At 60.4% G+C, this 24,132-nt stretch carries 29 protein-coding genes and 1 pseudogene; 11 read left to right on the top strand and 19 right to left on the bottom strand.

Annotation, left to right across the window (positions count from 1 at the left end):
* From AC1D1Z_RS23710 to AC1D1Z_RS23725, 4 genes are all read right to left on the bottom strand, one after another.
* Nucleotides 1–1,495: hypothetical protein (locus AC1D1Z_RS23710; RefSeq protein WP_477851751.1), on the bottom strand; the 1,495-nt coding region annotated here is incomplete at its 3' end.
* 271 nt (nt 1,496–1,766) lie between these two features.
* Nucleotides 1,767–2,750 (bottom strand): phosphotransferase enzyme family protein, encoded by a 984-nt coding sequence (locus AC1D1Z_RS23715; protein WP_477851753.1) that lies wholly within the window; start codon nt 2,748–2,750, stop codon nt 1,767–1,769.
* Between the two features lie 157 nt (nt 2,751–2,907).
* On the bottom strand, nt 2,908–3,336 hold the full coding sequence (locus tag AC1D1Z_RS23720; RefSeq protein ID WP_222283862.1) for a DUF805 domain-containing protein: 429 nt from the start codon (nt 3,334–3,336) through the stop codon (nt 2,908–2,910).
* Nucleotides 3,337–4,066: 730 nt separating this feature from the next.
* Complete coding sequence (locus AC1D1Z_RS23725; RefSeq protein ID WP_018241057.1) at nt 4,067–4,411, bottom strand: ArsR/SmtB family transcription factor; 345 nt, start codon at nt 4,409–4,411, stop codon at nt 4,067–4,069.
* Between the two features lie 108 nt (nt 4,412–4,519).
* Between AC1D1Z_RS23725 and AC1D1Z_RS23730 the strand changes: the two genes are divergently transcribed.
* Nucleotides 4,520–5,266 (top strand): glucose 1-dehydrogenase, encoded by a 747-nt coding sequence (locus tag AC1D1Z_RS23730; RefSeq protein ID WP_018241058.1) that lies wholly within the window; start codon nt 4,520–4,522, stop codon nt 5,264–5,266.
* 106 nt (nt 5,267–5,372) lie between these two features.
* On the opposite strand, the gene AC1D1Z_RS23735 is transcribed toward AC1D1Z_RS23730, so the two are convergent.
* The 3 genes from AC1D1Z_RS23735 to AC1D1Z_RS23745 all read right to left on the bottom strand — a co-directional run bounded on the left by AC1D1Z_RS23735 (nt 5,373) and on the right by AC1D1Z_RS23745 (nt 8,302).
* Nucleotides 5,373–5,915 (bottom strand): BA14K family protein, encoded by a 543-nt coding sequence (locus tag AC1D1Z_RS23735; RefSeq protein WP_446958169.1) that lies wholly within the window; start codon nt 5,913–5,915, stop codon nt 5,373–5,375.
* 339 nt (nt 5,916–6,254) lie between these two features.
* Complete coding sequence (locus AC1D1Z_RS23740) at nt 6,255–7,193, bottom strand: sialate O-acetylesterase (RefSeq protein WP_477851767.1); 939 nt, start codon at nt 7,191–7,193, stop codon at nt 6,255–6,257.
* A gap of 416 nt (nt 7,194–7,609) precedes the next feature.
* Complete coding sequence (locus AC1D1Z_RS23745) at nt 7,610–8,302, bottom strand: type 1 glutamine amidotransferase domain-containing protein (protein ID WP_477851755.1); 693 nt, start codon at nt 8,300–8,302, stop codon at nt 7,610–7,612.
* Between the two features lie 121 nt (nt 8,303–8,423).
* Here AC1D1Z_RS23745 and AC1D1Z_RS23750 point away from each other — a divergent pair, with 121 nt between their 5' ends.
* Complete coding sequence (locus AC1D1Z_RS23750) at nt 8,424–9,356, top strand: LysR family transcriptional regulator (RefSeq protein ID WP_477851756.1); 933 nt, start codon at nt 8,424–8,426, stop codon at nt 9,354–9,356.
* Nucleotides 9,357–9,589: 233 nt separating this feature from the next.
* Here AC1D1Z_RS23750 and AC1D1Z_RS23755 read toward each other — a convergent pair whose 3' ends face one another.
* From AC1D1Z_RS23755 to AC1D1Z_RS23780, 6 genes are all read right to left on the bottom strand, one after another.
* Entirely contained in the window at nt 9,590–10,402 is an 813-nt protein-coding gene (locus tag AC1D1Z_RS23755; protein ID WP_446947724.1) for an alpha/beta hydrolase, read from the bottom strand.
* A 347-nt stretch (nt 10,403–10,749) separates the two neighbouring features.
* On the bottom strand, nt 10,750–11,370 hold the full coding sequence (locus AC1D1Z_RS23760; protein ID WP_446947725.1) for a glutathione S-transferase family protein: 621 nt from the start codon (nt 11,368–11,370) through the stop codon (nt 10,750–10,752).
* A complete protein-coding gene (locus AC1D1Z_RS23765) occupies nt 11,363–11,848 on the bottom strand; it encodes an SRPBCC family protein (RefSeq protein ID WP_028734206.1) in 486 nt (161 codons plus the stop codon). The genes AC1D1Z_RS23760 and AC1D1Z_RS23765 overlap by 8 nt, the downstream gene beginning before the upstream one ends.
* Nucleotides 11,841–12,173, bottom strand: a complete 333-nt coding sequence (locus AC1D1Z_RS23770; RefSeq protein WP_018241069.1) for an ArsR/SmtB family transcription factor — start codon at nt 12,171–12,173, stop codon at nt 11,841–11,843. The genes AC1D1Z_RS23765 and AC1D1Z_RS23770 overlap by 8 nt, the downstream gene beginning before the upstream one ends.
* Before the next feature lie 380 nt (nt 12,174–12,553).
* Entirely contained in the window at nt 12,554–12,874 is a 321-nt protein-coding gene (locus AC1D1Z_RS23775; protein WP_477851757.1) for a DoxX family protein, read from the bottom strand.
* Nucleotide 12,875: 1 nt separating this feature from the next.
* Nucleotides 12,876–13,256: a DUF4267 domain-containing protein gene (locus AC1D1Z_RS23780; RefSeq protein ID WP_477851758.1), complete on the bottom strand. Its 381-nt coding sequence runs from the start codon at nt 13,254–13,256 to the stop codon at nt 12,876–12,878.
* A 129-nt stretch (nt 13,257–13,385) separates the two neighbouring features.
* On the opposite strand from AC1D1Z_RS23780, the gene AC1D1Z_RS23785 reads away from it, so the two are divergent.
* Nucleotides 13,386–13,979: a TetR/AcrR family transcriptional regulator gene (locus AC1D1Z_RS23785; protein WP_131605167.1), complete on the top strand. Its 594-nt coding sequence runs from the start codon at nt 13,386–13,388 to the stop codon at nt 13,977–13,979.
* Nucleotides 13,980–14,450: 471 nt separating this feature from the next.
* On the opposite strand, the gene AC1D1Z_RS23790 is transcribed toward AC1D1Z_RS23785, so the two are convergent.
* From AC1D1Z_RS23790 to AC1D1Z_RS23805, 4 genes are all read right to left on the bottom strand, one after another.
* A complete protein-coding gene (locus AC1D1Z_RS23790) occupies nt 14,451–16,223 on the bottom strand; it encodes an adenylate/guanylate cyclase domain-containing protein (protein WP_477851759.1) in 1,773 nt (590 codons plus the stop codon).
* Nucleotides 16,224–16,401: 178 nt separating this feature from the next.
* On the bottom strand, nt 16,402–16,977 hold the full coding sequence (locus AC1D1Z_RS23795) for a DUF308 domain-containing protein (RefSeq protein ID WP_477851760.1): 576 nt from the start codon (nt 16,975–16,977) through the stop codon (nt 16,402–16,404).
* A gap of 239 nt (nt 16,978–17,216) precedes the next feature.
* The gene (locus tag AC1D1Z_RS23800) at nt 17,217–17,861 is read right to left on the bottom strand and encodes a hypothetical protein (protein ID WP_477851762.1); all 645 of its coding nucleotides are present in this window, start codon (nt 17,859–17,861) and stop codon (nt 17,217–17,219) included.
* Nucleotides 17,862–17,934: 73 nt separating this feature from the next.
* Entirely contained in the window at nt 17,935–18,525 is a 591-nt protein-coding gene (locus AC1D1Z_RS23805) for a TetR/AcrR family transcriptional regulator (RefSeq protein ID WP_446977732.1), read from the bottom strand.
* Between the two features lie 198 nt (nt 18,526–18,723).
* Between AC1D1Z_RS23805 and AC1D1Z_RS23810 the strand changes: the two genes are divergently transcribed.
* The 3 genes from AC1D1Z_RS23810 to AC1D1Z_RS23820 all read left to right on the top strand — a co-directional run bounded on the left by AC1D1Z_RS23810 (nt 18,724) and on the right by AC1D1Z_RS23820 (nt 20,072).
* On the top strand, nt 18,724–19,443 hold the full coding sequence (locus AC1D1Z_RS23810; RefSeq protein ID WP_446965660.1) for an SOS response-associated peptidase: 720 nt from the start codon (nt 18,724–18,726) through the stop codon (nt 19,441–19,443).
* 75 nt (nt 19,444–19,518) lie between these two features.
* Complete coding sequence (locus tag AC1D1Z_RS23815) at nt 19,519–19,836, top strand: hypothetical protein (RefSeq protein WP_018449539.1); 318 nt, start codon at nt 19,519–19,521, stop codon at nt 19,834–19,836.
* Nucleotides 19,833–20,072, top strand: coding sequence for a hypothetical protein (locus AC1D1Z_RS23820; RefSeq protein ID WP_018449538.1), 240 nt, complete (start codon nt 19,833–19,835; stop codon nt 20,070–20,072). Before AC1D1Z_RS23815 ends, AC1D1Z_RS23820 begins: the two co-directional genes overlap by 4 nt.
* 52 nt (nt 20,073–20,124) lie before the next feature.
* Here AC1D1Z_RS23820 and AC1D1Z_RS23825 read toward each other — a convergent pair whose 3' ends face one another.
* Complete coding sequence (locus AC1D1Z_RS23825) at nt 20,125–20,952, bottom strand: oxidoreductase (RefSeq protein WP_477851763.1); 828 nt, start codon at nt 20,950–20,952, stop codon at nt 20,125–20,127.
* A 79-nt stretch (nt 20,953–21,031) separates the two neighbouring features.
* On the opposite strand from AC1D1Z_RS23825, the gene AC1D1Z_RS23830 reads away from it, so the two are divergent.
* A complete protein-coding gene (locus tag AC1D1Z_RS23830) occupies nt 21,032–21,970 on the top strand; it encodes an AraC family transcriptional regulator (RefSeq protein WP_477851764.1) in 939 nt (312 codons plus the stop codon).
* A gap of 161 nt (nt 21,971–22,131) precedes the next feature.
* On the opposite strand, the gene AC1D1Z_RS23835 is transcribed toward AC1D1Z_RS23830, so the two are convergent.
* Nucleotides 22,132–22,734, bottom strand: a complete 603-nt coding sequence (locus AC1D1Z_RS23835) for a TetR/AcrR family transcriptional regulator (RefSeq protein WP_168297805.1) — start codon at nt 22,732–22,734, stop codon at nt 22,132–22,134.
* 51 nt (nt 22,735–22,785) lie between these two features.
* Between AC1D1Z_RS23835 and AC1D1Z_RS23840 the strand changes: the two genes are divergently transcribed.
* The 4 genes and pseudogenes from AC1D1Z_RS23840 to AC1D1Z_RS23855 form a co-directional block, all read left to right on the top strand.
* Entirely contained in the window at nt 22,786–23,235 is a 450-nt protein-coding gene (locus tag AC1D1Z_RS23840) for a VOC family protein (protein ID WP_018241084.1), read from the top strand.
* Nucleotides 23,232–23,516: a nuclear transport factor 2 family protein gene (locus AC1D1Z_RS23845; protein ID WP_477851765.1), complete on the top strand. Its 285-nt coding sequence runs from the start codon at nt 23,232–23,234 to the stop codon at nt 23,514–23,516. The genes AC1D1Z_RS23840 and AC1D1Z_RS23845 overlap by 4 nt, the downstream gene beginning before the upstream one ends.
* Complete coding sequence (locus AC1D1Z_RS23850; protein WP_113542599.1) at nt 23,516–23,989, top strand: nucleoside deaminase; 474 nt, start codon at nt 23,516–23,518, stop codon at nt 23,987–23,989. Before AC1D1Z_RS23845 ends, AC1D1Z_RS23850 begins: the two co-directional genes overlap by 1 nt.
* A 62-nt stretch (nt 23,990–24,051) precedes the next feature.
* Nucleotides 24,052–24,132: pseudogene (locus AC1D1Z_RS23855) on the top strand (ethanolamine utilization protein); the annotation flags it as partial.

Below are 24,132 nucleotides of genomic sequence, written 5' to 3' on the forward strand. Positions count from 1 at the left end.
TCTCATGCCAGCGGACGTCCGGTATCGGCTGATGACCAGATTGTCGGTTTTTGGATCGCGAGGCCTCGTGATCCAGCACCCACTGGCCAGCTGCAGAGCTTGTTTTCCGGCTTTCCCTCGTGACCACAAGAAGATATTCGCCATCGCCATCGCGATAGCAAAAAACACCCTGGCACTCGTCGGTAACTTTTCCGCTTCCTGAAACGATCTCGCGCAACTCAATTTTCTGGCCGGTGGTTCGATCCGTCAGGGAAGACGCCTCGGTCTGATATTCGAATTGCTCCCAAATCGACCGGTTTAGGAAAGGCGGATCGTCGTTGAAAATATACGATATCTCATCACGATCGTAGCTCTTCCCTTCCTGCGCTTCTTCTGCAGTAACGAGATCGACTCTGACAGCAGTCCCGGCAGCGGAAACCATCTTGTGAGCCCGAACCCGCTTCGGAGGTTGAATGCAGATTTCTTTGGCGGGGTCCTTTATGGAGCTGCGATCACAAAGGTAAAATCGTGCTTCCTTCCATTGCCACACGGCGTTGTCACAAAGGTCGCGGAATCGATCCAGAAAGACCAGTGGAAAGTTTCCGAATTCCCTCTTCAGACTGCCCTTTGCGCCTTCCCAAGGAAAGTCGAATTTGAATGCTGTTCCCCGTCTACGATCGATAGTTCCGAGAAGCACTTCGTTGCCGATCCGGAACGTCCAGCCGGCTTCTTCGGCATGGACAGAAATTCGATCGGTGATGATGTCCTCATCAATGTAAAGCCAAACTGTCCGTCCGCGGATCTGGGACAGAGGAACGAAAACGCGATCACCTGACTGTAGATGCGGGCGATGCGGCAGGAGGCCGAAAACCAGATTTTCAACCTCTTCTGGCTTTGCCGCAGCGAACCTTTCGCGCGTCGCGATCTCCTCATCAACCGCCGCCTGCCGAGCTGGCGGGAGAAAGGACCACCGGCGGGTTGGCTCTTCCGAAAGAACTGGCGATCGTAGAACAGCGTTGCGGCCCAAAGCATCGAGATAGGCCATGCTAAGAGTTCGGTAGCATTCCTTACGCCATTGTCCTTTGTGCCAACCACCGTTGACTGCGATCAAGGCGGGCCGGAGACCCGTGGCCTCCCATTTTGGCCAGCAGACCAAGGCATCGCAAATCAATCGATCGATCTCGATCCATTCTCCATAGTCCAATGCGCCAATGCCGAGTTGCTGCAAGGAAAAGGCGTAATCAAGACGCCAGATTAAGAGGCGGGAACCGGAAGGGTTAAAAACATCACGCTGCTGCACGAACAGTTGTATTGAACGATTGGCACCTGACGCTTCGAACCGCATCCAGCGCCTGTCGTTAGAACTCTCTCTGCCGCGTTCATCATCCCGACTGACGAAACCGAGAAAGCGGACGGATGCTCCATCGCTCCGAACGAGACGTTCCTCTGCTTCGCGAACAGACCACCATCCGAGCACCGGACTAGCTTGTGGTTGCCCAAACGATTTGACGCTCATCGCGAGGGCGGCCTCGAATGAATTGCTTTCAATTTCTCACCCATAGCTACAATTTGTGGTTTCGTCAGATTCAAGCAGAAACATCCCAAAAGAGTGTTGCCAGAATCGTTAGAGTCTCTCTCACTTCGCAAGAAGCAGATGACCGCTGAAACCCATTTCAAGAAGTCTGCACAGCGGCGTCCCCTGTTGCCACTCTTTGACTTCGGACGAGTGGGCAGCTCGGAGACTTATCCGTGTGCTTCTTCCTCCGCGATGCTGGCCGGCGCTGCATTCAGAATAGCCGCTCGACACATCGCCCGGTCTCCCACTGCCTCAGGAAATTTGCTTCCCGCGCAATCCAGCCGACGGCCTCGCTTCCCCATTCCTGCGCCCGGCTGGCATATTCGCCCATCAGCCAGATGTGGCGGACGATCACGAACCGATGGGCGGCTTCGAAGTCATCAGGCGTGATCGGTCGGACGGCCCGATAGCCATCAACGAAGGCGTCCCACATGGCGGTCGACCTCCGGCCGAAGGATGTTTGCGCCCACAAAAACACCGACAGGTCGTAGGCGAGGTATCCCGGACCGCCGTCGTCAAAGTCGAAAAATACGGCTTCGCCTGCGTCGTTGATCCGCGCATTGAAGCCGTGACAGTCACCATGGCAATAAGTCCAGCTTAGATTGGCGAAGGCTTCAATCGCCTTTGCGGTCCGCGCAGTGATGTCTTCGAGATCGCTGCGGACGTCGGCGTCTTCCACGACGCCGCTGTCGCCTATGCGGGCGAGGGGCCGATGCAGCAAGTGTTCGAGATCAAGCCGATAGAGCGCTCCCTCCGGCTGGAATGTCTCTGCTGCGTTGTGCATCAGAGCAAGCGTCTTGCCGTTGGCCCGTGCATCGCCGGCATCCGCCGTATCCGGCTTGCGGCCGTCGATCGCCCGGAAGAGTACTGCCTGGCGCGCACCCTCCGGCGCCTGTCCCTGAACGAACAAGCGGCCCCCGCGTGTCGGGATGGGTGCTGCGACCGGAACGCCCGATTGCGAGAGATGCGTGAGGAAAGCCGTTTCGGTCCTGACGTCGGCCGGGCCACGGGCGCGGCGATGAGAAAGCCGGAACACGTAACGCTCGCCGTTGCTCCCGAGGGCAAGGTACACATCATTCAAGCCGCGTTGCAGCATCCGGCAGGAAACCGGCCCTGCAGACGGATAATGCTGATCGATGAACTGTCCGATAGCCGCAACCTGCGGGGTCGAATAGAGCGGATCGAAGTCGAGCATGGGCGCTGTACCATCGGGCTTTGCTGGCAGGGTGCTTCCGCGGTGAGAGGTGGCCGCCGCAGGCATGTATGATTGCAATAAGCTGCTGTCGGGATAAGGCAGCTTGATCTGCGCAACGCCGGGATTGCTCGCGGCGGCCATTATCCGCCGAGCAAACCTAAGCGGGCGCTCCGGCGGAGCCGGGCACTTCGCCAAATCTGTTGGGATTCTTCGAGCCAGGAGTGAGGATGATTGCAAGATGGACCGCCAGCAGAAAGATGCCCGTGAGAATTGTCGCGGTCAGGGAGCCAACTGCCTCGTAATAGCCGTAGACCAAGTGAAGCACGAAGACTGAAGGGGTCCACCAGCCGCTCTGATCGAAGTCATGAAGTCGCCTCACCATCAGGCAAAGGCTGGCGATGATAGCCAGCACATAGGTTAGCGCGACTAACCCCTGAACCATTGAAAACGCCGGCCGAGTTCCGGCCAGCGTCAGTAGGCGAGTGAGCGCGAATACCGCGGCCGCGGCGATAGCGATGGCTGCCACGTTGAACAGGAAATAGCGAAGACGACCAAGCCTACCCTGTAACGAGAATGTTTTGAGCATTGTGTCGCGATCTTTCAGATTCGCTTGTCGCGCTTTACCATGAATTTCAGGAGTTGACCTCTATACAGAGGTTGATGGCTGTTGACTGCTTATTCTGGGTCTACTGTAAATGGCGCACCACCATAATGAGACTTCGTGTCGCCCTTTTCCGTAATCGAAATAATCCACTGGCAGACCAGCCGCGAGCTTAGCATCCGACATTGCCTTTCGTTCCGCCATGCATGAGTTATCAAGCATTGAAGCGACTTTTTGCGGATTTTTGTTTGAAACAAGATACGATTTTGTGGTCCGCTCCAAGCACTTGCCCAATGCACTCCCGGCTGACCCGACGCGGCGTATCTCTGGGGTGTCATAGGGTGAAGTAGCACACGACGCTAGAGCCATTACAACGCTCAGAATAATGATCGTATATCGCAATACATTCCCCGCTAAAATTGAAGTCTTGTTGAGACCAGCTTCGCCATCGCTACCACTGAAGCCCATGTTTCAACACCCGCAATCGAAGATTATCGCTCAAGACTGGTGCCATCATCCACCTCTCCAAATTGGATCTTGAATCAGCTTCGACCTGCGCAGTCACTTCACAATCGATTCATCGAGCGCAAGATCTATTCTAGGCGACCTCCGTCGGCAGCGGCCATTGGGGGCTATGCTGCTCTATCTCTTTGTTTTCACGCAATTCCGGACGGAAAACCGCTTCGCACTTTTCCTGGAATTCCTCTAGGGGCGATCAGTCCGTCTTCGGCTGCCCGGGAGGCTGGCCGTAAGCCGTCAGAATGGCCTTGATCAGGCCCGGGAAGCGTTCGTCCAGCTCGGTGCAGCGCGTTTGATTGCGCATCTCCACACCCTGGCGCTCGCTGATGATCAGCCCGGACTCGCGCAGCACCTTGAAATGGTTGGACAGCGATGACTTTGGAATGACGCGGTCGCCGAGATCGGCAAGGGCAGAGCACGTCCCGCCACTGCTGGCGCCGGCAAGCTTTGCATAAATGGCAACGCGCTCCGGATCGGACAGCGCATAGAGGATCGCCTCGGGCTTGATGTCCTCCAGGGCTGGGTGAAAGAGCGGTCTCATGAATTTTTATATAGCGTCCCTTGACATCGAGATCAACAGTTCCGAATTTCCGAACTATGGAACAAGCTTGCCAATCCCGGCGGCTATCCAGATCGGAAGGAATGAGAAATGGCTAAGCTCACAGGAAAGGTCGCTGTGGTGACGGGCGCCTCCAAAGGCATTGGCGCTGCGATTGCCAAGGCACTCGCAGCAGAGGGTGCGCAAGTGGTGGTCAACTACGCTTCGAGCAAGGCGGGCGCGGACGCCGTCGTTGAGGCGATCGGTGCGGCCGGTGGCAAAGCCATCGCGGTGCAGGGCGATGTTTCGAAGGCCGGTGAGGCCCAGGGACTGGTCGATGCTGCGGTCAGGGAGTTCGGCAAGCTCGACGTGCTGGTCAACAATTCCGGCGTCTATGAATTCGCGCCGATCGGTGAGGTGACCGAGGAACAATATCGTCGCATGTTCGACGTGAATGTTCTGGGCGTTCTGCTGACCACCCAGGCCGCGGCCAAGCATCTCGGCGAGGGCGGCAGCATCATCAACATCTCGTCGGTGGTCACCAGCCTGGCGCCGCCAGACTCTTCAGTCTACACGGGCACGAAGGGCGCCGTGGAGGGCATCAATAGCGTGCTTGCCAAGGAGCTGGGGCCGCGCAAGATCCGCGTCAACGCCATCCTGCCGGGGATCGTGGAGACCGAGGGTACGCACTCCGCAGGCGTCATCGGCTCGGATTTCGAGCAGGCTTTGGTGGCGCAGACGCCGCTCGGCCGCACCGGCCAGCCGGACGATATCGCCGGTGTCGCGGTCTTCCTCGCTTCCGACGATGCCCGCTGGCTGACCGGCGAGCGATTGGCCGCCAGCGGCGGTTTCCGCTAGAACAGGATGATGTGAGGCCGGGTCGGCCTCAAATCTGAATCCTGTTCTGAATTAAACGGCTAAAGCGCGTCGTGCAAAACTGTGCAGCGGTTTTGCGCGACATGCTTTAATAGGGCGAGACGCACGCCCGTCGCGGACCGTTGTAGGGCTGGAACGTGTCGTCGTAGGCCCGGTAAGACCGGTAGCGCGCATAGCACCAGCTCGTATGTCCGTTGCCGCCATAATAGGCCTGGCGGTAATAGCGCGGACGGTACAGGGTCGACCCGTAGTAGCGCGGAGCACCGTAATAGGCGGATCCGTAATAGCCCTGGCCGTAGTAACCCCGATTGTAGTAGCCCTGACCGTAGTAGCCTTGACCGTAGTAGCCTTGGCCGTAATATGGCTGCGCCAGCATTCCGCCGATGATTGCGCCGGCCGCGAGCCCGCCGAGTCCCCAGGCCCAGCCGTTGTTACTACCGTGGTGTCCATGCCCGTAGTAGCCGCCATGCCGGTAGTAGCCGCCATGGCCGCCGCCGTGATGTCTGTACTGGACCGGCTGCGCCTGTGCGCCTTCGATCTTCGGCACGGCAATGGTGGGAAACGCCATGGCCGGCGGGACGCTCGTCAGCGCCGTCACCAGCGACAGGGTAACGATTGCTAACCTTTTCATTGGCTCATCTTTCCTTCTACAGCACCGCGCGTCGAAGTCGGCGCGCAAGGACGTTTCAGCCCTCTAGGTAAACTGATCGATTTTACTCTAAAATCGACTTTGATTCGAGGAATTATGCATGAGCAGGGCAGCTTTCTTCGAAGGAGGCTCCCGGCGAAGGCATGCTCCGCCCTCGTCATCTCATAGGAGCCGGTGCACGCTCCCTGAATCATGCGCCGCGGAGCTCGTCGGAGACGCCGACAAAGCGCTGTTATCACCGGCCGATAGTGACAAGGTGTCGAATACCGGACAGAGCCCGAGGCCGAGCTCGCGAAGGCGCGAAAACCGGTTCTAGGAAGACTATCCCGAGGTTTCCAGGCGGCGATCGCCGCGCAGAAGGTTCAACCAGGCCTCCGACATTTTCTCCGCGCCTGTGCCCCCGATATGGCAATCGTCGTAGCGGTCGTCTCCATCGAGCAACGCGTCAGAATTTACGCCCTCTCGGATACCGTGGCCGCTTTTTGACAGGGCCAGTTGCGCCCGTACTATCGCATTGTCCGGAATATGCTCCTTGAAGCCGCCGTTGCTCGGTTCGAGGCATTTCGATGCGATCGAAATGTAAACGGGTGCTTCGACGCCGTGCTGGCGCAACGTGTCAACCATCGACATGAAATATTCCTGATAGGTCTCCGCAGTGGTGCCGATAACGAGGTCCTTCTCTCCTTGCACCCAGAGGACGTTCGTTATCCGATAACCGGAATCCTGAAGCTGTTTCACGGTATCGACCAGCACGGGATTGAGGTCACCGCCTTTCGCCCATCGTGCGACCTCAGATCCGGAATATGCGAGAGGTGCGAGGATAACGCTGTCATTTTGTCCCGATGCGATCAAATTGTTCCCAAGAAGCGTCCAGTACTCTCCCTTGGTATCGGTCGATCCAAGAAGTGGCGAGGCGGCGATGAAGCACCGTTTGTCAAAGGCGTTTACAACGCGAGCGCCATAATTTGACCTGTGCCGTTGTCCACCGTCGTTGGCCGCGTTCGATTGACCGAGAACGAGTAAGACAGCAGTTCGGTCAGTTTGAGTCGGGCAGGTCACAAGCGTTTTTGATTCATCCCCGATGAGTCGTTCCTTGTCGTCGAAAGCATAACGGCTTGGAGCCGCCGCCTTCTCTCCGCCAACCATTGTCCTCAGCGCGGAAAGTTGTGGCCAAGGAAAGATCTCATGTCTCGCGCTCATGCCGCCGAGAAAGTACATGGCGATCAAGGCGGCAAGGCCGACTGCCATTGTTTTGCGCATGCCGTTGACTTTCAAGCGTCATCCGACGACACACCGCCACATCTGCTTGCCTCGGGCATGATCTTTAAAAAAGAGAATTCGTCGCGAAGATCGAGCCCATTCCACGACTAGTTCGCGTGGCGTCGCCGAAGTCTGCTCAAATATAGACCGGACCGGGGATTTCAATAATCCGGTTGGGTGAGAGATCGTGCCTGCTGTGCAGCCTGCAGTTCCATGGAGAAACTCTCGTTGCGCGTCCATCCCAATAGGGCGGGTCCAGATAAAACAGCGGGCCGCCGATCGTACGCGCGATAAAGCGCGCCGGGGCCGGTCTCCAGCGGACCGCGAACTGCTGGCAAGGGAAAGCTCTGAGCATGGCCGCAACACAAGTAACAAAGCGGCTGGTCATGGGTTGATCCCCGACCAGCCGCCGTGTGTCAGGCGCCCTTTGCCGCCGTCACGGCCGCGAGCAGAATGCCGGCGGTCTCCACCGATGAACCGGGATTCTGCCCGGTGATCAGCAGGCCGTCCTGGACGGCATAGGACGACCAGTCGTCGCCGCTGGAATAGACGCCGCCATTCTCCTTCAACATGTCCTCGACGAGGAACGGCACCACCTGGGTCAGGCCGACGCCGTCTTCCTCGGAGTTCTTGAAGCCGGTGACCTGTCTGCCCTGAACCAGCGGCGTGCCGTCGGCAGCCTTGACGTGGCGCAGCACACCCGGTGCGTGGCAGACAAAGGCGACGGGCTTGCCGGCCTGATAGAGCGATTCGATGAGGGCGATCGAATTCTTGTCTTCCGCCAGATCCCAAAGCGGGCCATGGCCGCCCGGATAAAACGCGGCGTCGTAATCTTCATCGGAGACCGAAGCGAGCGTTACGGTCGAGGCGAGCACGGCCTGGGCATCCGGGTCGGCATGGAAGCGGCGGGTCTGGTCGGTCTGGAAGCTCGGTTCGTCGCTCTTCGGGTCGAGAGGCGGCTGTCCGCCCTTGGGCGATGCGACGGTGACGTCGGCGCCGGCTTCGAGGAAGGCATAATAGGGGGCGGCAAACTCTTCGAGCCAGAAGCCGGTCTTCCGGCCGGTATTGCCGAGTTCGTCGTGCGAGGTGAGAACCATGAGGATTTTCATCTGGAGATCCTTTCGAGACAGATGTGATCGGTTGCTGTCGATGAGGGGATCATGCCTCGGCCATTCTCATTCCGGAAATTTATTTCTTTGATTTCAGATATGCGTTCGGCAATATATCTGGATGAAGTATGACCTCAACCTCCTGCCTGTCTTCGTGGCGCTCATGGAAGAGCGCAATGTCACGCGCGCAGCCGAACAGCTGGGCATGACGCAGCCGGCCGTCTCCAATGCGTTGAACCGCCTTCGCGAGACGCTGCGCGATCCGCTGTTCATCCGCGAGCGCTATGGCATGAAGCCGACTGAAATGGCGCAGGCACTTGCTCCAGTGATCCGCGGGGCCCTGGCGAGCCTGGATGACGTCATTCTCGGTCAGCAGGCATTCGATCCGGCGCGGGCGACACGGCAGTTCACCATCGCCCCCAACAGCTACGTCGAGTTCGTCCTGATGCCGGTGATCGTGGCGCGGCTGCGCGAATGCGCTCCCGGGATCAGGCTTCGCCTGACGCCCTTCGGCAATGATCTGGCCGAGACCGGCGCGATTTCAGGGGCGACGGAAATGGTGCTCGGCCGGATCGTCGAGCCGCCGGACAATATGGTCGTGCAGCATCTCATGGATGATGGACTGGCCTGCGTCGTGCGCCGCGATCATCCCGAGATCGCCGAAAGCATCTCGGAGGAACAGTATCAGCGGATGCGGCATGTCAACGTGCTTCCGCCCGGCCGGATGCGCGTCGGCCTGTTCCAGATGCTGCAGCAGGCCGGTCTCCGGCGCGACGTCTCGGTCTCCGTCACCCATTTCCTCGCGGCCCCGGAAATGGTGGCCGTCACCGACTACTGCGCGACACTGCCCCGGCTGATCTGTCATCGCCTTGCCCGCGACCCGCGTCTCAAAGTCCTGCCCGCACCGGTCGATCTCGGCAGCTTTCCGGTAGAGCTGGCATGGCATGTCCGCTATCGAAACGACCCGGCCCATCGGTGGCTGAGGTCGTTGATATCAGAGGTGGCAAAGGATGTTTCCGGCGCTCCGGCGGCAGAAGCGATGGCTGAAAATTGAAAACGCGTGTTCGAGACCTCGGCGAGCCCTTCATGGGCGAAATTGCCGGGCAAAAATCGGTGTTGATGGCACCCGATGATGTTGGGGTACGTCGCTGTTCCTGCTGCAGACGCCACCCCGCGCTCCGTCCTCCTCGGGGCCTGACCCGAGGATCCACTCTGGTCGCCTCGCGAGCCGCTCCCGGGCATTGCCTCCCACTACGACCGGGAAACCGCTCCCGTCCGTGACGGGATTTAAGGCCGGTTTCCTTGCAGCGCTTCCACAAAACGGATGACGTCACCGACCATTCTGTCGTTCAAGATATCGTTGTGACCCGCACCGTCATAGATCAACATCCGCTTGGGCTCGGGTGCGATGCGGTACAACGCCTGCCCTGAAGAAAGCGGGATGCTATCGTCAAGCCGGCCGTGGAGGAACAACTTCGGTTGTCCTACTTTGCCTATGTTGAGGTCCGAGCGAAAGGGATCCTTGAGAAGAACCTCGACCGGGAGGAACGGATAATGCGTCTGCGCAACCGACAGTACCGACAGGTACGGAGACACGAGAATGACGCCCGCGGCCGGCCTCTTCGCGGCGGTATTCACGGCGACGCCAGTGCCAAGTGACCGGCCGAGCACAATGATCTCGCTTCCGCCGTGTGCCGAAAGCCAGTCGAACGCGGCGATCCCGTCTGTCAGCAGGCCCTGCTCGCTGGGCGAGCCGGTCGATCCGGGATAGCCGCGATAGGAAATCGCCAGCAATCCAATCCTCCGCGTGGTCAGCGCCTGGGCGACAAACGCGTAATTGTCGAGGCGGTCACCGTTTCCGAAAAAGAGGAGCACGCAGGGCTTGTCGCTGTCGCCCTGGCTGTACAGTCCCTGAAGCATCTCTCCGTCGGGCGTCTTGATGTGGACCGTCTCGCCCCAACTCGCGTGCTCCGGAACAGGTGTGGCACCGGCTCCGGGGTAAAGCAGGGCTCGCTGAGACAGATAGATCAGACCCACGAGCGCCACGTAGGCGAAGACCGCCACCAGCGGCAAGATCAGCAAGTACCTTGTAGCGCTCACGACAAACTGTACCCGCCGGTTTGGCAATGACCAGAACGCTATGCGGCAACCGTGGCCCGTTGCGGCGTGGTGTGCTCAGCGCAGCGGCAATATAGGCACAAAGCGATCCTATGGAGAAGAGGCTCGACTGTTCGCCGCATCTGACCGGACCGCATGCGGAGGGCGCGCTCACCGGCTATGTTACCTATCCGCATTGGCACCCTGCGAATGCATGAGCTGCCATCTTCAGCGTCGAAGAGGGGTCGATCGCTGAACCTGCCTGGCCGGATCGATGTAGCCTCGGCGACAAAGGTGGAGTGCCGCCAACGCCTTTCACCCTGGCAAAAGGGGCCTTCGCCCGTGCCCTCCTAGGCCGGGAAAGGGTTTCGCCACGCATCCAGTTCTTCAAGCCGTCCGTACCACGTTTGGATATGCCGAAACTCGGCGACGGGAATCCCGGCGGCGGTTGCAAAAGGAAGTGCAGCGGCCAATGCGAAGTCTGCCACAGTCAGTGTCTTCCCGACGGCGACGCTGTTCTTGGCCAAATGATCGTCGAGCACGCGACCATGGAGTCGAAAACTCGTCTTCGCATCTTCGATCACGGCGACGTCAGGCTCCCCGCCGAACAACGGCTTGATCAAGGTTTCAAACCACAGCGTTGCACCGTGCCGGGTGAAATGACTGGCATCCCAACTCAACCAGCGCACCACGTCGATCTGCCGGTGGTCATGCGGCCAGAAATCCGATGCGACGCTGTCAGACAGCCTGCACATGATGGCGTTCGCTTCCCATAAAGTTCCGGCATCATCCTGCAGCACCGGGACTTTCCCGTTCGGGTTAAGCGCCAGGAATTTTGCGGTGCGCTGTTCTCCGCTTGCCAGGTCAACCCTGACGAACTCGACGTCGGCTTTAAGAAAACGGGCAGCGGCGCAGGCCTTCCGCGGATTGAGCGTCTCGCAATAATAGAGCTTCATCGCCGCCTTAGACATGATCCGGCCCTTCGGATTCAGTCCCGAGAAAGACGCTCAATCGCTCGAGACTTTGGGACCAGCCGGCTTCATGACCCTTAAGTGACGATGCGCTATCAAATCCACTCTGCCGAAAAGTCATTTCCGTACCTCCGTCGCTTTCCCTGAACGTGATGGTGACGACCGTTTCCGGGCTATTTTCGCCGGTTGCGAGTTCCCAGGCATGTGTGAAGACAAGCCTGTGCGGCGGCTCGACCTCCAGATATTTTCCGCCGACCCAATGCTCTTCTCCATCTGGCGCGATCAGACAGGCGCGGTGTCTACCACCGGGCCAGGCTTCAAGTCGGTCGCCCACCGCCTTGAAACCGTGAGGACCGCACCACTGTGCGAACGCTTTCGGGTCGGTCCATGCCCTGAAAACCAGATCGCATGGGGCATCAAACCTTCGTACAAGAACCAGGTCGCGGGCGTTGTCGGTGTCGGTCTCTGGATTAGTCATTTTCGTATCCTTGTACCTTGGACAGATAGTCATCGAGACGATCAAAGCTTTGATCCCAGAAGCGTCTGTAATCGGCGATCCAATCAGCAATTGTCTTCAACGCAGCCGGCTCGAGGACGCGGGGACGCGAATTCGCCTCACGGCCGGAGCGGATCAATCCGGCCTGTTCCAGGACCTTGAGATGCTTTGATATGGCAGGCTGAGACAACTCGAAGGGATCAGCGAGCTCGGCCACCGTCGCCTTGCCGTTCGCAAGGCGCCCAAGAATTGCTCGCCTCGTGGGATCGGCGAGTGCGGAGAAAATCGCATCGAGCTTGTCGTCCATATATCACCATGTAGCTATATAACCGAATGGATATATTCTGTTCAGCGTAATGTCAACGGTTTTGCATGGGCGAAATCACGGGGGCAAAAATCGGCGTTGATGACTCCCGATCATGTCGGGATACGTCGCTGTTCCTGCTGCAGGCGCCACCCCGCGCTCCGTCCTCCTCGGGCTTGACCCGAGGATCCACTCTGGCCTCCTCAATCAGCAGCGGGCATGGATCCCAGGCTCAGGGCCTGGGATGACGGAGGGTGGGGGCGGGTTTTCGATAACCAACGCGGTATAGGGTGAGGCTTGAGGCTACCGCTACAATCAGGTGGCGCCAGGAACCACATGATAGTGCTTCGCCCACGCCTGTCGGTGAAAGCGGCCGATCGTGCTCAAGTCGAGATCGCAGCAACAGCAATCAGGGTGACAAAGACACTCAGCGGCGCCAGGTGCGCATGGTCGCGGTGGCGTAGAACCGTGAAAACCGCAGCCGCGATGATGACCGCCCCAAGCGCCAGGCCGACAATGCGGCTGGCAGGAAGCGCAATCAGGACGGCGCTCGATATCTCCAGCCCACCCGTCACGATACCCCACCAGCGCGGGTAGCCCCACCGAGCGAATTCGCTTCGCGTCCCCGCCGTGCCGATGGCGTTGACGAGACCTGCGCCCGCGAAGGCGACAACCAGGAACCAGATGGAAAGAACGTGAACCATCTCAGTCAGCCCCGATCATCATGGGGATGGCGACCAGCACCATGATCACCGCCGTCAGGCCGTGAATGCCGAAGGCGCTCTTGGTGGAGCCTTTCGCTGCGAGAACGAGCAGCATGTCGCCCGCAGGGATCATCGCTTCGATCAAAAGCACGATGCCGACCTCCCGTTGGGAACCCCACACCATGAACGCCAGCACGAGTAATCCCGCGACGATATCGCGAACCCCCTTGAGGCGGAGCCACCAGGTGACGTTTGGGCCTTCTTCGGGAAGCGGCAGGCCGAAACTGCGCATCGTGGTCGTCGGGCTCGCAATATAGCTGGTGCCGATCGCGATAATAGCGAGGGCGAGCAGCAACCCAGCCCCGTTGGCAAGCCAAAGCATGAGACAATCCTTCTATCGTTGATACAAAATATAGCACTGCTAGATAAGATGCCTTAGCATTGCTAGCTAGTCAAGCATTGGTATAATCTCTGATGAGTGCTGGCCCTGCGAGGGCGTGGAGATTGAGCAATGGGGATCGCAGAGCGAAAAAGCCGGGAAAGGGCAGGGCGCGAAGAGCGCATTGTCGCGGCAGCACGTGCCGTCGCGGAGAATGAAGGATGGGATGCCGTGACGATCCGCCGCCTGGCCAAGGAAATCGAATACAGCCAGCCAATCCTCTATTCGCATTTCGCCAACAGGGACGCCATCGTTGCCGCGGTTGCAGTCGAGGGCTTCAAGGAACTCGCAACCGTTCTTCGGGAAGCGGCAGGCGGGGCGAACGGGCGACGAGATGCCCTCATGGACGTTGCCATGGCCTATTTTGCCTTCGCACTCAGTCGCCCAGCACTCTACCAGGCCATGTTTATCCTGCCGACCCAACTGCAGTTCGCCGAGGCCGAAACGAGATCGGAACTTCGGGCCGGTTTCGACGCCATTGCAGCAGCCGTGTCTCCGTTCTGTGCGGATGTGGAGATCGTGACCGAGACCTTCTGGGCAGCCCTTCATGGGCTTGCCGAGCTCGAACGTTCAGGCCGCATTCGGCCCGGCATGCGTGACAAACGCATCGCGCTTGTGGTTCAGGCGATCGTGGATGCGGGAGGAAACGCGCCCCGTCGCGGCTGATGACATCAGTCGCTTGGTGCATCGGCTACCGGATGTGGACTGCGCATCTTCAACAGAGAGCTGTCGCCGATCATGTCCGGATCTGTCGCTGTCCTTGCTCCACACGCCACCCCACGCTCCGTCCTCCTCGGGCTTGACCCGAGGATCCACTCCCGTCTCGATCAGCAGCGGGCAGGGATCCCAGGCTTAAGGCCTGGGATGACGGAGGGTGCGAGGTGCCCAAAGGATGATTCTGGCTACGGATTTGCAAGGCGCACACCGGCAACTTCCGGCCCGATGCGGACATCTGTTCGTTGTCGAGGGATGCGGCTGCTTTGCGCCTTCATGTCGGCCATAGAGGGCGGCTTCGCAGCTTCCTGAAAGCAGATCTTTGCTGGCGATCACGCTGGAGGTCGTCGTTGCGCCGGCACTGGCTATTTCATCCTCTGTGCAAATAGCGGCAACACGTTCAAGATCGGAGATTAATCACCGTCATTGTACGACACCGGCCCTGCGTAGCCCCTCCACGACGAGCTCGAAATCGGCGGGGTTCTTGAAGGGCAAGACTTTGCGACGGTATTCCAGGGAGTAGTCGGGATTGACGCGCATCACCTCTTGCCACGTCGCGCGAGCCTCTTCGAAACGGCCGAGGTGCCCGTAACAGGCGGCCAGAAGCGCGCGCGAGACATCGGTGACGGGGTTGCGGCTCACGCGCTGCAGCAACAGTTCGACGGCCTCTTCGTACCTTCCCAGTGGAAACAAGGCCAAGGCCTGAAAGTGAAGAACGACATCCGGAAAATACGGGTTGAGGACCCTCGCCCGATCGAAATAGGCGAGTGCCTCCTCGGATCTGCCTGAATAGATGAGTGCCTCGCCGAGGCCRACATGCCCTTCGGCGAAGTTCGGATTGAGGACGATCGCACGCTCGGCCTCGCTGATGGCTCTATCGTGCTGTCGCGAGTAAAGCTTGACCACACTCAGTGCCCAGTGCGCCACGGGATCGCTATCATCCCGCGCTACCGCCAGGGTCGCCGCCTCTTCGGCTTGCTCGATCGAGCGCTGCGGCAACGCGCTCCACCGGTTCAGGTAGTCGAGCCCGTGGGTAAGGGCGAGGAAGGCGTGGGCCGAGGCGAAGTTCGGGTCCAGTTCGACGGCACGTTGCAAAAGGTCGCGGGCGTCGCTGTTCGTTTGCTTCGTCAGCCGGTGCCACAGCTCCCGGCCACGCAAGAAGCAGTCATACGCCTCGGGGTGCCGCGTCTGCCCCGGCGCAAGTCTTTGCCGATCGCCCTCTGTCAGGTTGACCGCCAGCGCGCCGACGATCTGCTGCGTGACATCGTCCTGAACCGCGAATATGTCGGTGAGGTCGCGATCGAACCGCTCCGCCCATAAATGCCCGCCGGTGGTCGCGTCGATGAGCTGCGCGGTGATGCGTACCCTGTTCCCCGATTTGCGTACGCTGCCCTCAAGCACATACCGCACGCCGAGTTTGGTGCCCACCTCCTGCACATGGACGTTCTTGCCCTTGAAAGTGAACGACGAATTGCGAGCGATGACGAAGAGCTGCGACAGCTTCGATAGCGCCGTGATGATGTCTTCCGAGATGCCGTCGGCGAAGTAGTCCTGTTCGGCGTCACCGCTCATGTTGGCGAACGGCAGGACGGCGATCGACAGCTTCGGCAACGCTGCCGTCGCCGGTCGGCTCGTCGCGGTTTCCGAGGTCGCGGCTGCCTTGGTCGCTGCGCTGCCGACTTGCAGCGAATAGACCCGGATCGGCTCGGCGATGTTCTTGAGCTGCGTGCTGCCGAGATCGCTGACCGAGAGGTCGAGCCTCGCCTTGACTTGGCGATAGGCATCCTCGGACAGGCAGATCGCGCCCGCCGCGGCGACGCCCTCCAATCGCGAGGCGATGTTGACCCCGTCGCCCATCAGATCGCCGTCGCTTTCCTCGACGACGTCGCCCAAATGGATACCGATCCGGAACTCGATGCGACGGTCCTGCGGGACGCCGTCATTGCGCTCCACCATACCATTCTGCACCTCAATGGCGCAGCGCACGGCGTCCACCACGCTGCGGAACTCGACCAGCGCACCATCGCCGGTGCGCTTCACCACCCGGCCGTGGTGCACGGCGATCGTCGGATCGATGAGATCGCTGCGCAGTGTGCGCAACCTCGCCAGGGTGAGGTCCTCGTCAGCGCCGGCAAGCCGACTGTACCCGACCACGTCCGCGGCCAGGATTGCAGCCAGCTTTCGGTTCTCGCTCATGGCGCTGTCTCCTAACTTCCACGATAACAGGGAGACAGAGGGCAAGAAAGAAGTTTTAGCCGCTGCTCAGAGCGATCTTGGTTGGCCATGGCTCATGGGGACGCAGCCGACGTTACAGCCCCACGCAATGACTGCTCTGTCATGGGGCACCGAACGGAAGATCCCGCCCCCGATCGGCTCAGGCCCGCTTCCGCCGCATCTCTGTGACGCTCCGCCAGACGGCCGACACCAGGAAGTAGAAGGCGCCGAGGCCGGCATATCCGGCGATGTTGGCAATGGAGGGCGGTTCCGGCATTTGCGCCTGGGCGATGAAGAACGCGCCTGCCACCGCGGATTGGCCGCCGCTGAGGATCATCGCCCACTGGCCGCCATTGGTCTTCCAGCGCCGGACAGCGGTTCTAAGCTGCAGCAGGCCGGAAAAGATCGCCCAGAGGCCAAAGACGCCGAGAACCCAGTTCATGCTCATCGTCAGGGCGACGATCACGGCCGCTGTCGTCAGCGCGCTGACGGCGACGTTGATCGCCTGGCTGCGGTTGTTTGCAAGGCCACCATTGCGCGCTGCGTCGATGAGGTTGGCGGCGGCATCCCAGGCCGGGTAGAGGATCAGCAAACCAGCCGCGACGGCAAGCGACTGGCGGCCGGTCGTCAAGGCTGCTGCGACCCAGATTGCGGAAAAGGCTGCGCGGGTGAAGTAATAGCGCGTCAGCCACTCTTCCCTGTCGCCAGGCGCGACGGTGGTTTGATCGTTGGTCATCAAGATCTCTTTCCTGAATGTGATGGTGTTGGTCTGATAGGGACGGCTCACCGCCGGGAGCGGCGTCGTCCCTCATCGTGATTGCTTTCATGGGTTTGCCGGAACTGCCCGAGCGCCGACGGGCGGCTGCCGAGACGGTGTTCTCCGTCGTTCGGGTGCATCGGCTGCCGGTCAGGCAGCATTTTCTGGCAAATCGCCGGTCGAACCGGGGGCGGCCCGGCCGACCGGCGACGACGTGGTCACATGGGCGGGACCACGCCATTTTTGCCGACAAGCACCTGATGGGCGAGGGCGCCCGAGGCAGCCTTCTCGGCGGGGATGAAGACGACGGCGCCGGGAACGAGATCGTCATTTGTGGCCGGAGCGATGGTGACGACGGGCGTGCCGTCCGGAATGGCGATCGTCTTTTCCTTGCCGTGATAGGAGACGGTGACGGTGCGGCCATCGACGCCCTTGACGGCATCGGCCACGGTTGCGTTGGTCATGCTGCTGTTGGGCTTGAGGTCCCAGCCGTAGCTGCCTTCACCGGCACCTTTCATCGCCGGCGGGAAGATCAGCACCTCAAGCGCGCCGTCGCCACCGTCTGCGCTGGGCAGCGATGCGATGCCGACGAAGTCGCCCGGCTTGATGTCGGTGACCGCAGCATTTGCAACGCTCGCCAGCTTCCAGCCGTCGGCGAGGGTGACATCGACGGTCTCTCCCTCGCGGGTCTTCACCTTGAGAGCGGAACCGCTGTAGCTGACGATGCTGCCCCTGACATGGACCTGCTCGGGCTTCTGGTCTTCGGCCTTCTGGACTTCGGAACGGACAGGCGCCGCCGGAAGGGCCGCAGACGCGATGGCGGTGAGCCCCAGCACGAAGGCGGGGAGAATGTTCTTGATCATGTCGTTCTTCCTACTAGTTGGTAGTTTCACCGAACGTCGTTTGTCGCTCCGGGCTTTTATGCCGCCAGGAGCTCTATTGCGCGGCGGTCGGAGACAGCCGCTGCAAGGTGGGGGCCAGAATGGTGGCGAAGATCTCCGGGGCACCGTAAGCCCGGGCTGAAAGCATGGCGCCATGGACGGTGGCCATGAAGGCTTCAGCCTCGACGCGCGGTTCGCTCGACAGTTTCAAACTGCCGTCCTGAGCGCCCCGTTCCATCACCGAGGTCAGCCATGTCGACGCAAAGCGGAAGAAAGCCTTGACTTCGCCTGCGACCTCCGGCGGCAGCGCCGGCAGTTCGCTGGCCAGCAGGGCGCAGACGCAAAAAGGCCGGCTGGCGTCCTCGATGCACTGGGCCCAGTGGCCCGCATAGGCTTGGAGGAGCGCCAGCGGATTTCGCACCTGCTGCTCCAGGCCGGCGATCCCCGCCTCGGCATCTTCGCGATATCGCACGACAAGCGTGCGCACCAGGTCGGTCTTGCTGGGAAAATGGTGATGGATGCTGGCCTTGCGGATGCCGACGACGGCAGCGATATCGGCATAGCTGAAGCCGTTATAGCCTCCGGTCATGATCAGCGCGCGGGCGGAGGCCAGGATTTCGTCGGAGGTCGTCAAAACATTGCTCATGGGCTTCATCTACCTTCCAGTAGGAAGGCTGTCAAGCGGAAAGCAGATTTTCTGCCGTCAGCGGTCATCGAGACGGTGACAGGCTTTACCCTGACTCTGGTGAAAGCGATGGCGGCATCGGTTGTAGCGACCGGCCTTGACTCGCCTCGAAGACCAAGAACATAATCAGAACATCTAATATGCGGGATGGAGTTCCGGATGTGCGGTCGCGTCTATATCAAGACATCGCTTGAGGAGTTGGTGCGCAATTTCGCCTTCGCAGAGCGGGGCGCGGTCGATGCGCTCGGGAACCGATTTCCGCGCTATAACGGCGCGCCGACGCTGGACTATCCGATCATCATTCGCGACATGGTCCGCGAGCCTGATGTCATGGGGCCAGTGTTCGCCTCGGCGCGCTGGGGTCTGATGCCGGCATGGATGAAGCCGGGAGGGCGGCCGCCGCCGATCAATGCCCGCTGCGAGGGCATCAGTACCAACGGCCTGTTCCGCTCGGCCTACAGGTCTCGCCGTTGCCTGGTGCCGATCAACGGCTTCTTCGAGTGGAAGGATATCTTCGGCACCGGCAAGAACAAGCAGCCTTATGCGATCGCCATGGCTGACGGCTCGCCCTTTGCGCTCGCCGGCATCTGGGAAATTTGGCGCAGCCCGGAAGGCGTCGACATCAGAAACTTCGCAATCGTCACCTGCGAGCCGAATGCGATGATGGCGCAGATCCATGACCGCATGCCGGTCGTCCTGCACCGCGAAGATTACGAGCGCTGGCTATCTCAGGAGCCCGATCCGGCCAACCTGATGAAGCCGTTCCCGGCGGAGCTGATGACCATGTGGCCGATCGGCCGCAATGTGGGTTCGCCCAAGAATGACACGGCTGACATCATCGATCCGATCGACCCCGATCCGGAACCGACGCTGATCTGAATTCACCGGCTCGGGCGGGAGCCATCCATCAACCATGCGGTCAAAGAGATACCTCGCGAGAGGACAGGACGACGCATGCCAGAACAAATCACATGGAAATCGTGGGAACATGTCAGCGGCCGAGAAATCAAATACAAATGGCGGCACGCCTGGAAAGAGAAACCCGGCGACGATTACGTCGCTTTTGACGGCGATACCCAGATCGGCAGGATATTCCGCTCACAGGCAGGCGGAGGGATCGATAATCGATGGTTCTGGATCGTGGCGACAGACGGCAGCCATCGACTGGATTGGCCATCGGCCGGATACGAGGACAGTGCCTATGTCGCCTCAAGACGGCTGGAAATGATCTACGAGAGCATCAAGAGCGGGAAACGGAGGACGCACCCATGAGCATCGAAGGCCATTCGACTGCGCCGGGCGCCAATGTGATCGTTGARCATTATTGCGAGCACCGGCTTGCTGACGGCACACGCTGCAAGGAGTGGGGAGGCTGGGGAAACAGCCCATCCCCGGCCGTGCCAACGCGCTGGTGGTGTTGGGAACACTTCCCGCACAAGACATTCGAACAGGAACAGGCGCTCCGGCGTAAGCTGGAGGCGGCCGGGGGCGAGAAAATCATCCAATAAGAGCGGGCTGATTATCTCGATATCGTGGAAGCGGCATACAGATATTCTGCTATCAGCCGTCAGTCGAGACGGTCACAGACTTCCACGCCTCTATCTCATGCTGGAGGCGAACGATCCTGTCCGATACGTGTTTGAGGGCGTCGCTGCCGAGCAGAAGCTGCGGCGGCGGATTATCGGATTCGATGAGCTCTAAAACCGCGGCGGCCAGTTTGGCGGGATCGCCGCGCTGCTTGCCGCTGACGGCCTGTCGCGCCTTACGGATCGGATCGAAGAGGGCATCATAATCGGCGATCGACCGCTCGGTGCGGACCATCGATCGTCCGGCCCAGTCCGTCCGGAAGGAGCCGGGGCAAAGGGTCGTCACATGCACACCAAACGGGGCCATTTCTGCCCGCATCACTTCCGATATGCCCTGGAGCGCAAATTTGCTGCCGCAGTAATAGGCGATGCCGGGCATGGTGATCATGCCGCCCATCGAGGTGACGTTGACGATGAAGCCGCGGCGTCGTGCGCGAAACCCAGGCAGAAATGCCTTGGCAACGGCGACGGCGCCGAAGACGTTGACGTCGAACTGCCGCCGCATCTCTTCGATCGGCGACTCCTCGAGCACGCCCTCGTGGCCGTAGCCGGCATTGTTGATCAGCACGTCGACAGGCCCATGCTCGTCCTCCGCCTGGCGGACGACATCATCAATCCGGTCGAACTCGGTGACGTCGCAGACGACCGGCCGCAGGCCAGGCAGGGTTTTGGCGAGCGCTTGGCGCGACGCTTGCGAGCGCACGGTGCCGATCACCGTGTGGCCCGCCTGAAGGGCCGCAGACGCAATGCCGAGCCCGAAGCCGGAATTCGATCCGGTGATGAAGAAGGTCTTTCGTGACATCAGCGATATTCCTTGATTGAGGATGGAACTTGACAAATAGTATGGAGAAACCGGTGAATCGATTGCGGATTCTCTCAGAATGTTGCCAAATCCTATGATGGCTGATCGCGGCCTATCCAGGCGAGAGGAGATGGTCGCGTTGGCCGGGCGTCTCGCCCCGCGTCACGGATACAATCCGACCGCGCTTGCTTTCGTCCGCATATTGCGCACGGAAGCAGTGCTCCACGACATCCCGGTGCTCTACAAACCGGGCGCGGTTTTCGTCTTGCAGGGCAGCAAGCAGGGCATCCTCGAAGGCGAAGTCTTCCTCTATGATGAGGAGCATTATCTGGCGGTGTCGCTGCCCGTTCCGTTTCGGATGACGTCGACGGCCAGTCCCGAGCGGCCCTTGCTTGCGGTCTATGTCGAGTTCGATATGCAGATGGCGGCCGAGATCGCATTGCAGGTGGAAAAACATGCCGAACTGCCAGGCGACCAGCCGAGAAGTCTCGTGTCGAGCAGCATGGCTGGCGATATCGAGGATGTCCTGCTGCGCCTGCTGACGGCGCTTGGCAGCAGCGTCGAGACGGATGTGCTTGGCGCCGGCATTCTGCGCGAACTGCACTACCGCGTCCTGGTCGGTCCGCAAGGCGGCGCGATGATCGCCGCCCTCCAGCAGAAAGGCAGATCCGGAAAGATCATTCAGAGCCTCGCCTGGTTGCGGGAAAACTATGGCCTGGAGATCGCCGTCGCCGATCTGGCAAGAGAGGTGGGCATGAGCGTTCCCTCCTACCATGTCCATTTCAAGGGGCTGACCGGCAACAGTCCGATGCAATACGTCAAAGCCATGCGGCTTCATGAAGCAAGATTGATGATCGCGCGCCAGACGAGAACGATTGCCGAGGTCGCGGTTTCCGTGGGCTACGCCAGCCCGGCGCAGTTCAGCCGCGATTTCAAACGGCATTTCGGGCGCACGGCATCGGAAGAGATCAAGTGGGTCCAGCGCCACCTTGGCGAACTGGGTGACGATCACGGCTAAAGCATGTCTCGCAAAAGTGTGCAGCGGTTTTGCGGCAAAGACATGCGGAAAAACAAAGACCTAAAGCGCGGGCCAAGCGAATCTGAAAGATCGCGACGCGCTTTAGGCCGCTTGGCGGCCGCCTGCGCAGCCGTCGGCTTCGCCAATCGCGACGTGGGGGGTCACGCGCCCGACGGTGCAACGGCCCGCAGCGCGGTCCTGACGATCGCATCGCCGAACTCCGGCGAGACCGGGCGATGGCCGACCAGCAGCCGGAAGAAGACCGGTCCGTAGATCATGTCGAGCAGCGCCTCCATATCAAGCGGCGGAACGATCTCTCCCCGTGCCAGAGCCTCCTCCAGGATGACACGACCCGCGTTGCGGCTCGACAGGATCACCCGATTGCGGAAGGCCTTGGTGAATTCGCTTTCCGGGTCGGCGGCCGCAAGTGCCATAGTGATCTGCCGCCCGCGCGTGCTCGCAAAGGCAGTCACCAGTCCGCTCATCTGCGCGCCGAGAGCCGCCTGTGCCGTGCCTCCTCCAACCTCCGCTTCCGGCAGCCGGTTGACCAGAAGCGCGGCCATCGCCAGTTCCTGCGCATTGGCCCAGGAGCGGTAGATCGTCGGCTTGCCGACGCCGGACCGCGCCGCCACGGCTTCGATCGTCATGCGGCCAAAACCTTCGGCCATCAGGATTTCATGGGCGGCCTCCAAGGCACGCCTCTGCGCGGCAGCGCTTGGCGGTCGCCCTCGTTTCCTCGCTGTTGCATTACTCTCTTGACTCATATCTTTACGATACGTAACGTTAATATATAAACCAGTCAAGGAGGATCGTCCATGCCGAGTTTTGCCCGAAAAGTGAGCGCCTACTTCATCGTCAAGGATGCGGCACGGGCCATCGACTTCTACAAGGAGGCTTTCGGCGCCACGGAAGTCTTTCGCATGACCGATCCTTCGGACGGGCGGATCGGCCATGCCGAGCTGCGTTTCGGAGAGACGCTGATGATGTTGGCAGACGAATATCCGGACTTCGGCGCCCTGTCTCCAGATACCGTCGGAGGCTCGCCGGTGACCTTCCACATGGACACGGTGTCGACCGACGAAGCACTGGCGCAGGCGCTGTCGGCCGGGGCGACGATGTTGCGCCCGGCGACCGACCAGAGTTTTGGCGAGCGGGTGGCGCAGGTGCTTGATCCCTTCGGTCATCGCTGGATGTTGTCGCAAACCATCGAGCAGGTCACGCCTGAGGAGATGCAACGCCGCTGGAACGAGGACATGTCGGCGTGAGTGCCGCAGCCCTTGAAGCGCTCGAGGAGGCTGAGCGCGCCTTCAACGCGGCGATGGTTTCCAACGATCCCACCCAGATCGGCGCCTGCATCACGCAGGATTGGGTGCCGGTGACGCCTGAGCGTGGCCCAATCCCTGCACAGGCTATTCTTTCGGCGATCGGATCCGGTGTCTTGAGCCATGACACGATGACCAAGACGACGCGATCGCCTGATGTGCAGCCCCTTGGAAATCCCTCCGATTCAAGACAAGATCATGCCGCTCTAGCTGGGGGACTCTGATGGAAAACCACGAGCCGTTTTTACGCGAGGCGATTGCGCTCTCGAAATCCGCGATGGACCATGGCGACGAACCGTTTGGCTCGGTGCTGGTGAAGGACGGCGAAGTCATCTTGCGCGCCGAAAACAGCGTCTTCACCGGCCGCGATATGACCAACCATGCCGAGATGAACCTGGTTAAACTGGCGGCGCAGCACTACGACACTGCTTTTCTCGCGGAGTGCACGCTCTACACCAGCACGGAACCGTGCGCGATGTGCTCCGGGGCGATTTACTGGTCGGGCATCGGGCGCATGGTGTTTGCCTGCTCCGAAACGCGGCTTGGCGAGATCGCCGGGATCGGGTTGAACGTGCCGAGCCGGGCGGTGTTGCAAACCGGCGCGCGCAACGTCACCGTGGTTGGCCCAACGAACCTCGAAGACGAAGCCGCCGAAGTCCATCAGCAATTCTGGCCGAAGCATCTGGGCAAGGCTTAGAGCGCCGTGCGTCCTTTCGGACGCACAAAGGACGTCCTAACACTTTCAATCCTCGCATCGGGCTTTCGGTCTCGACAGACTTGGGGACGGTCACCGCGGGGCCCGGCGCGATCGTCTACATGCCCAAGGGTGAAGCGGTGACC

The organism is Rhizobium sp. P1_E1, assembly GCF_056406015.1.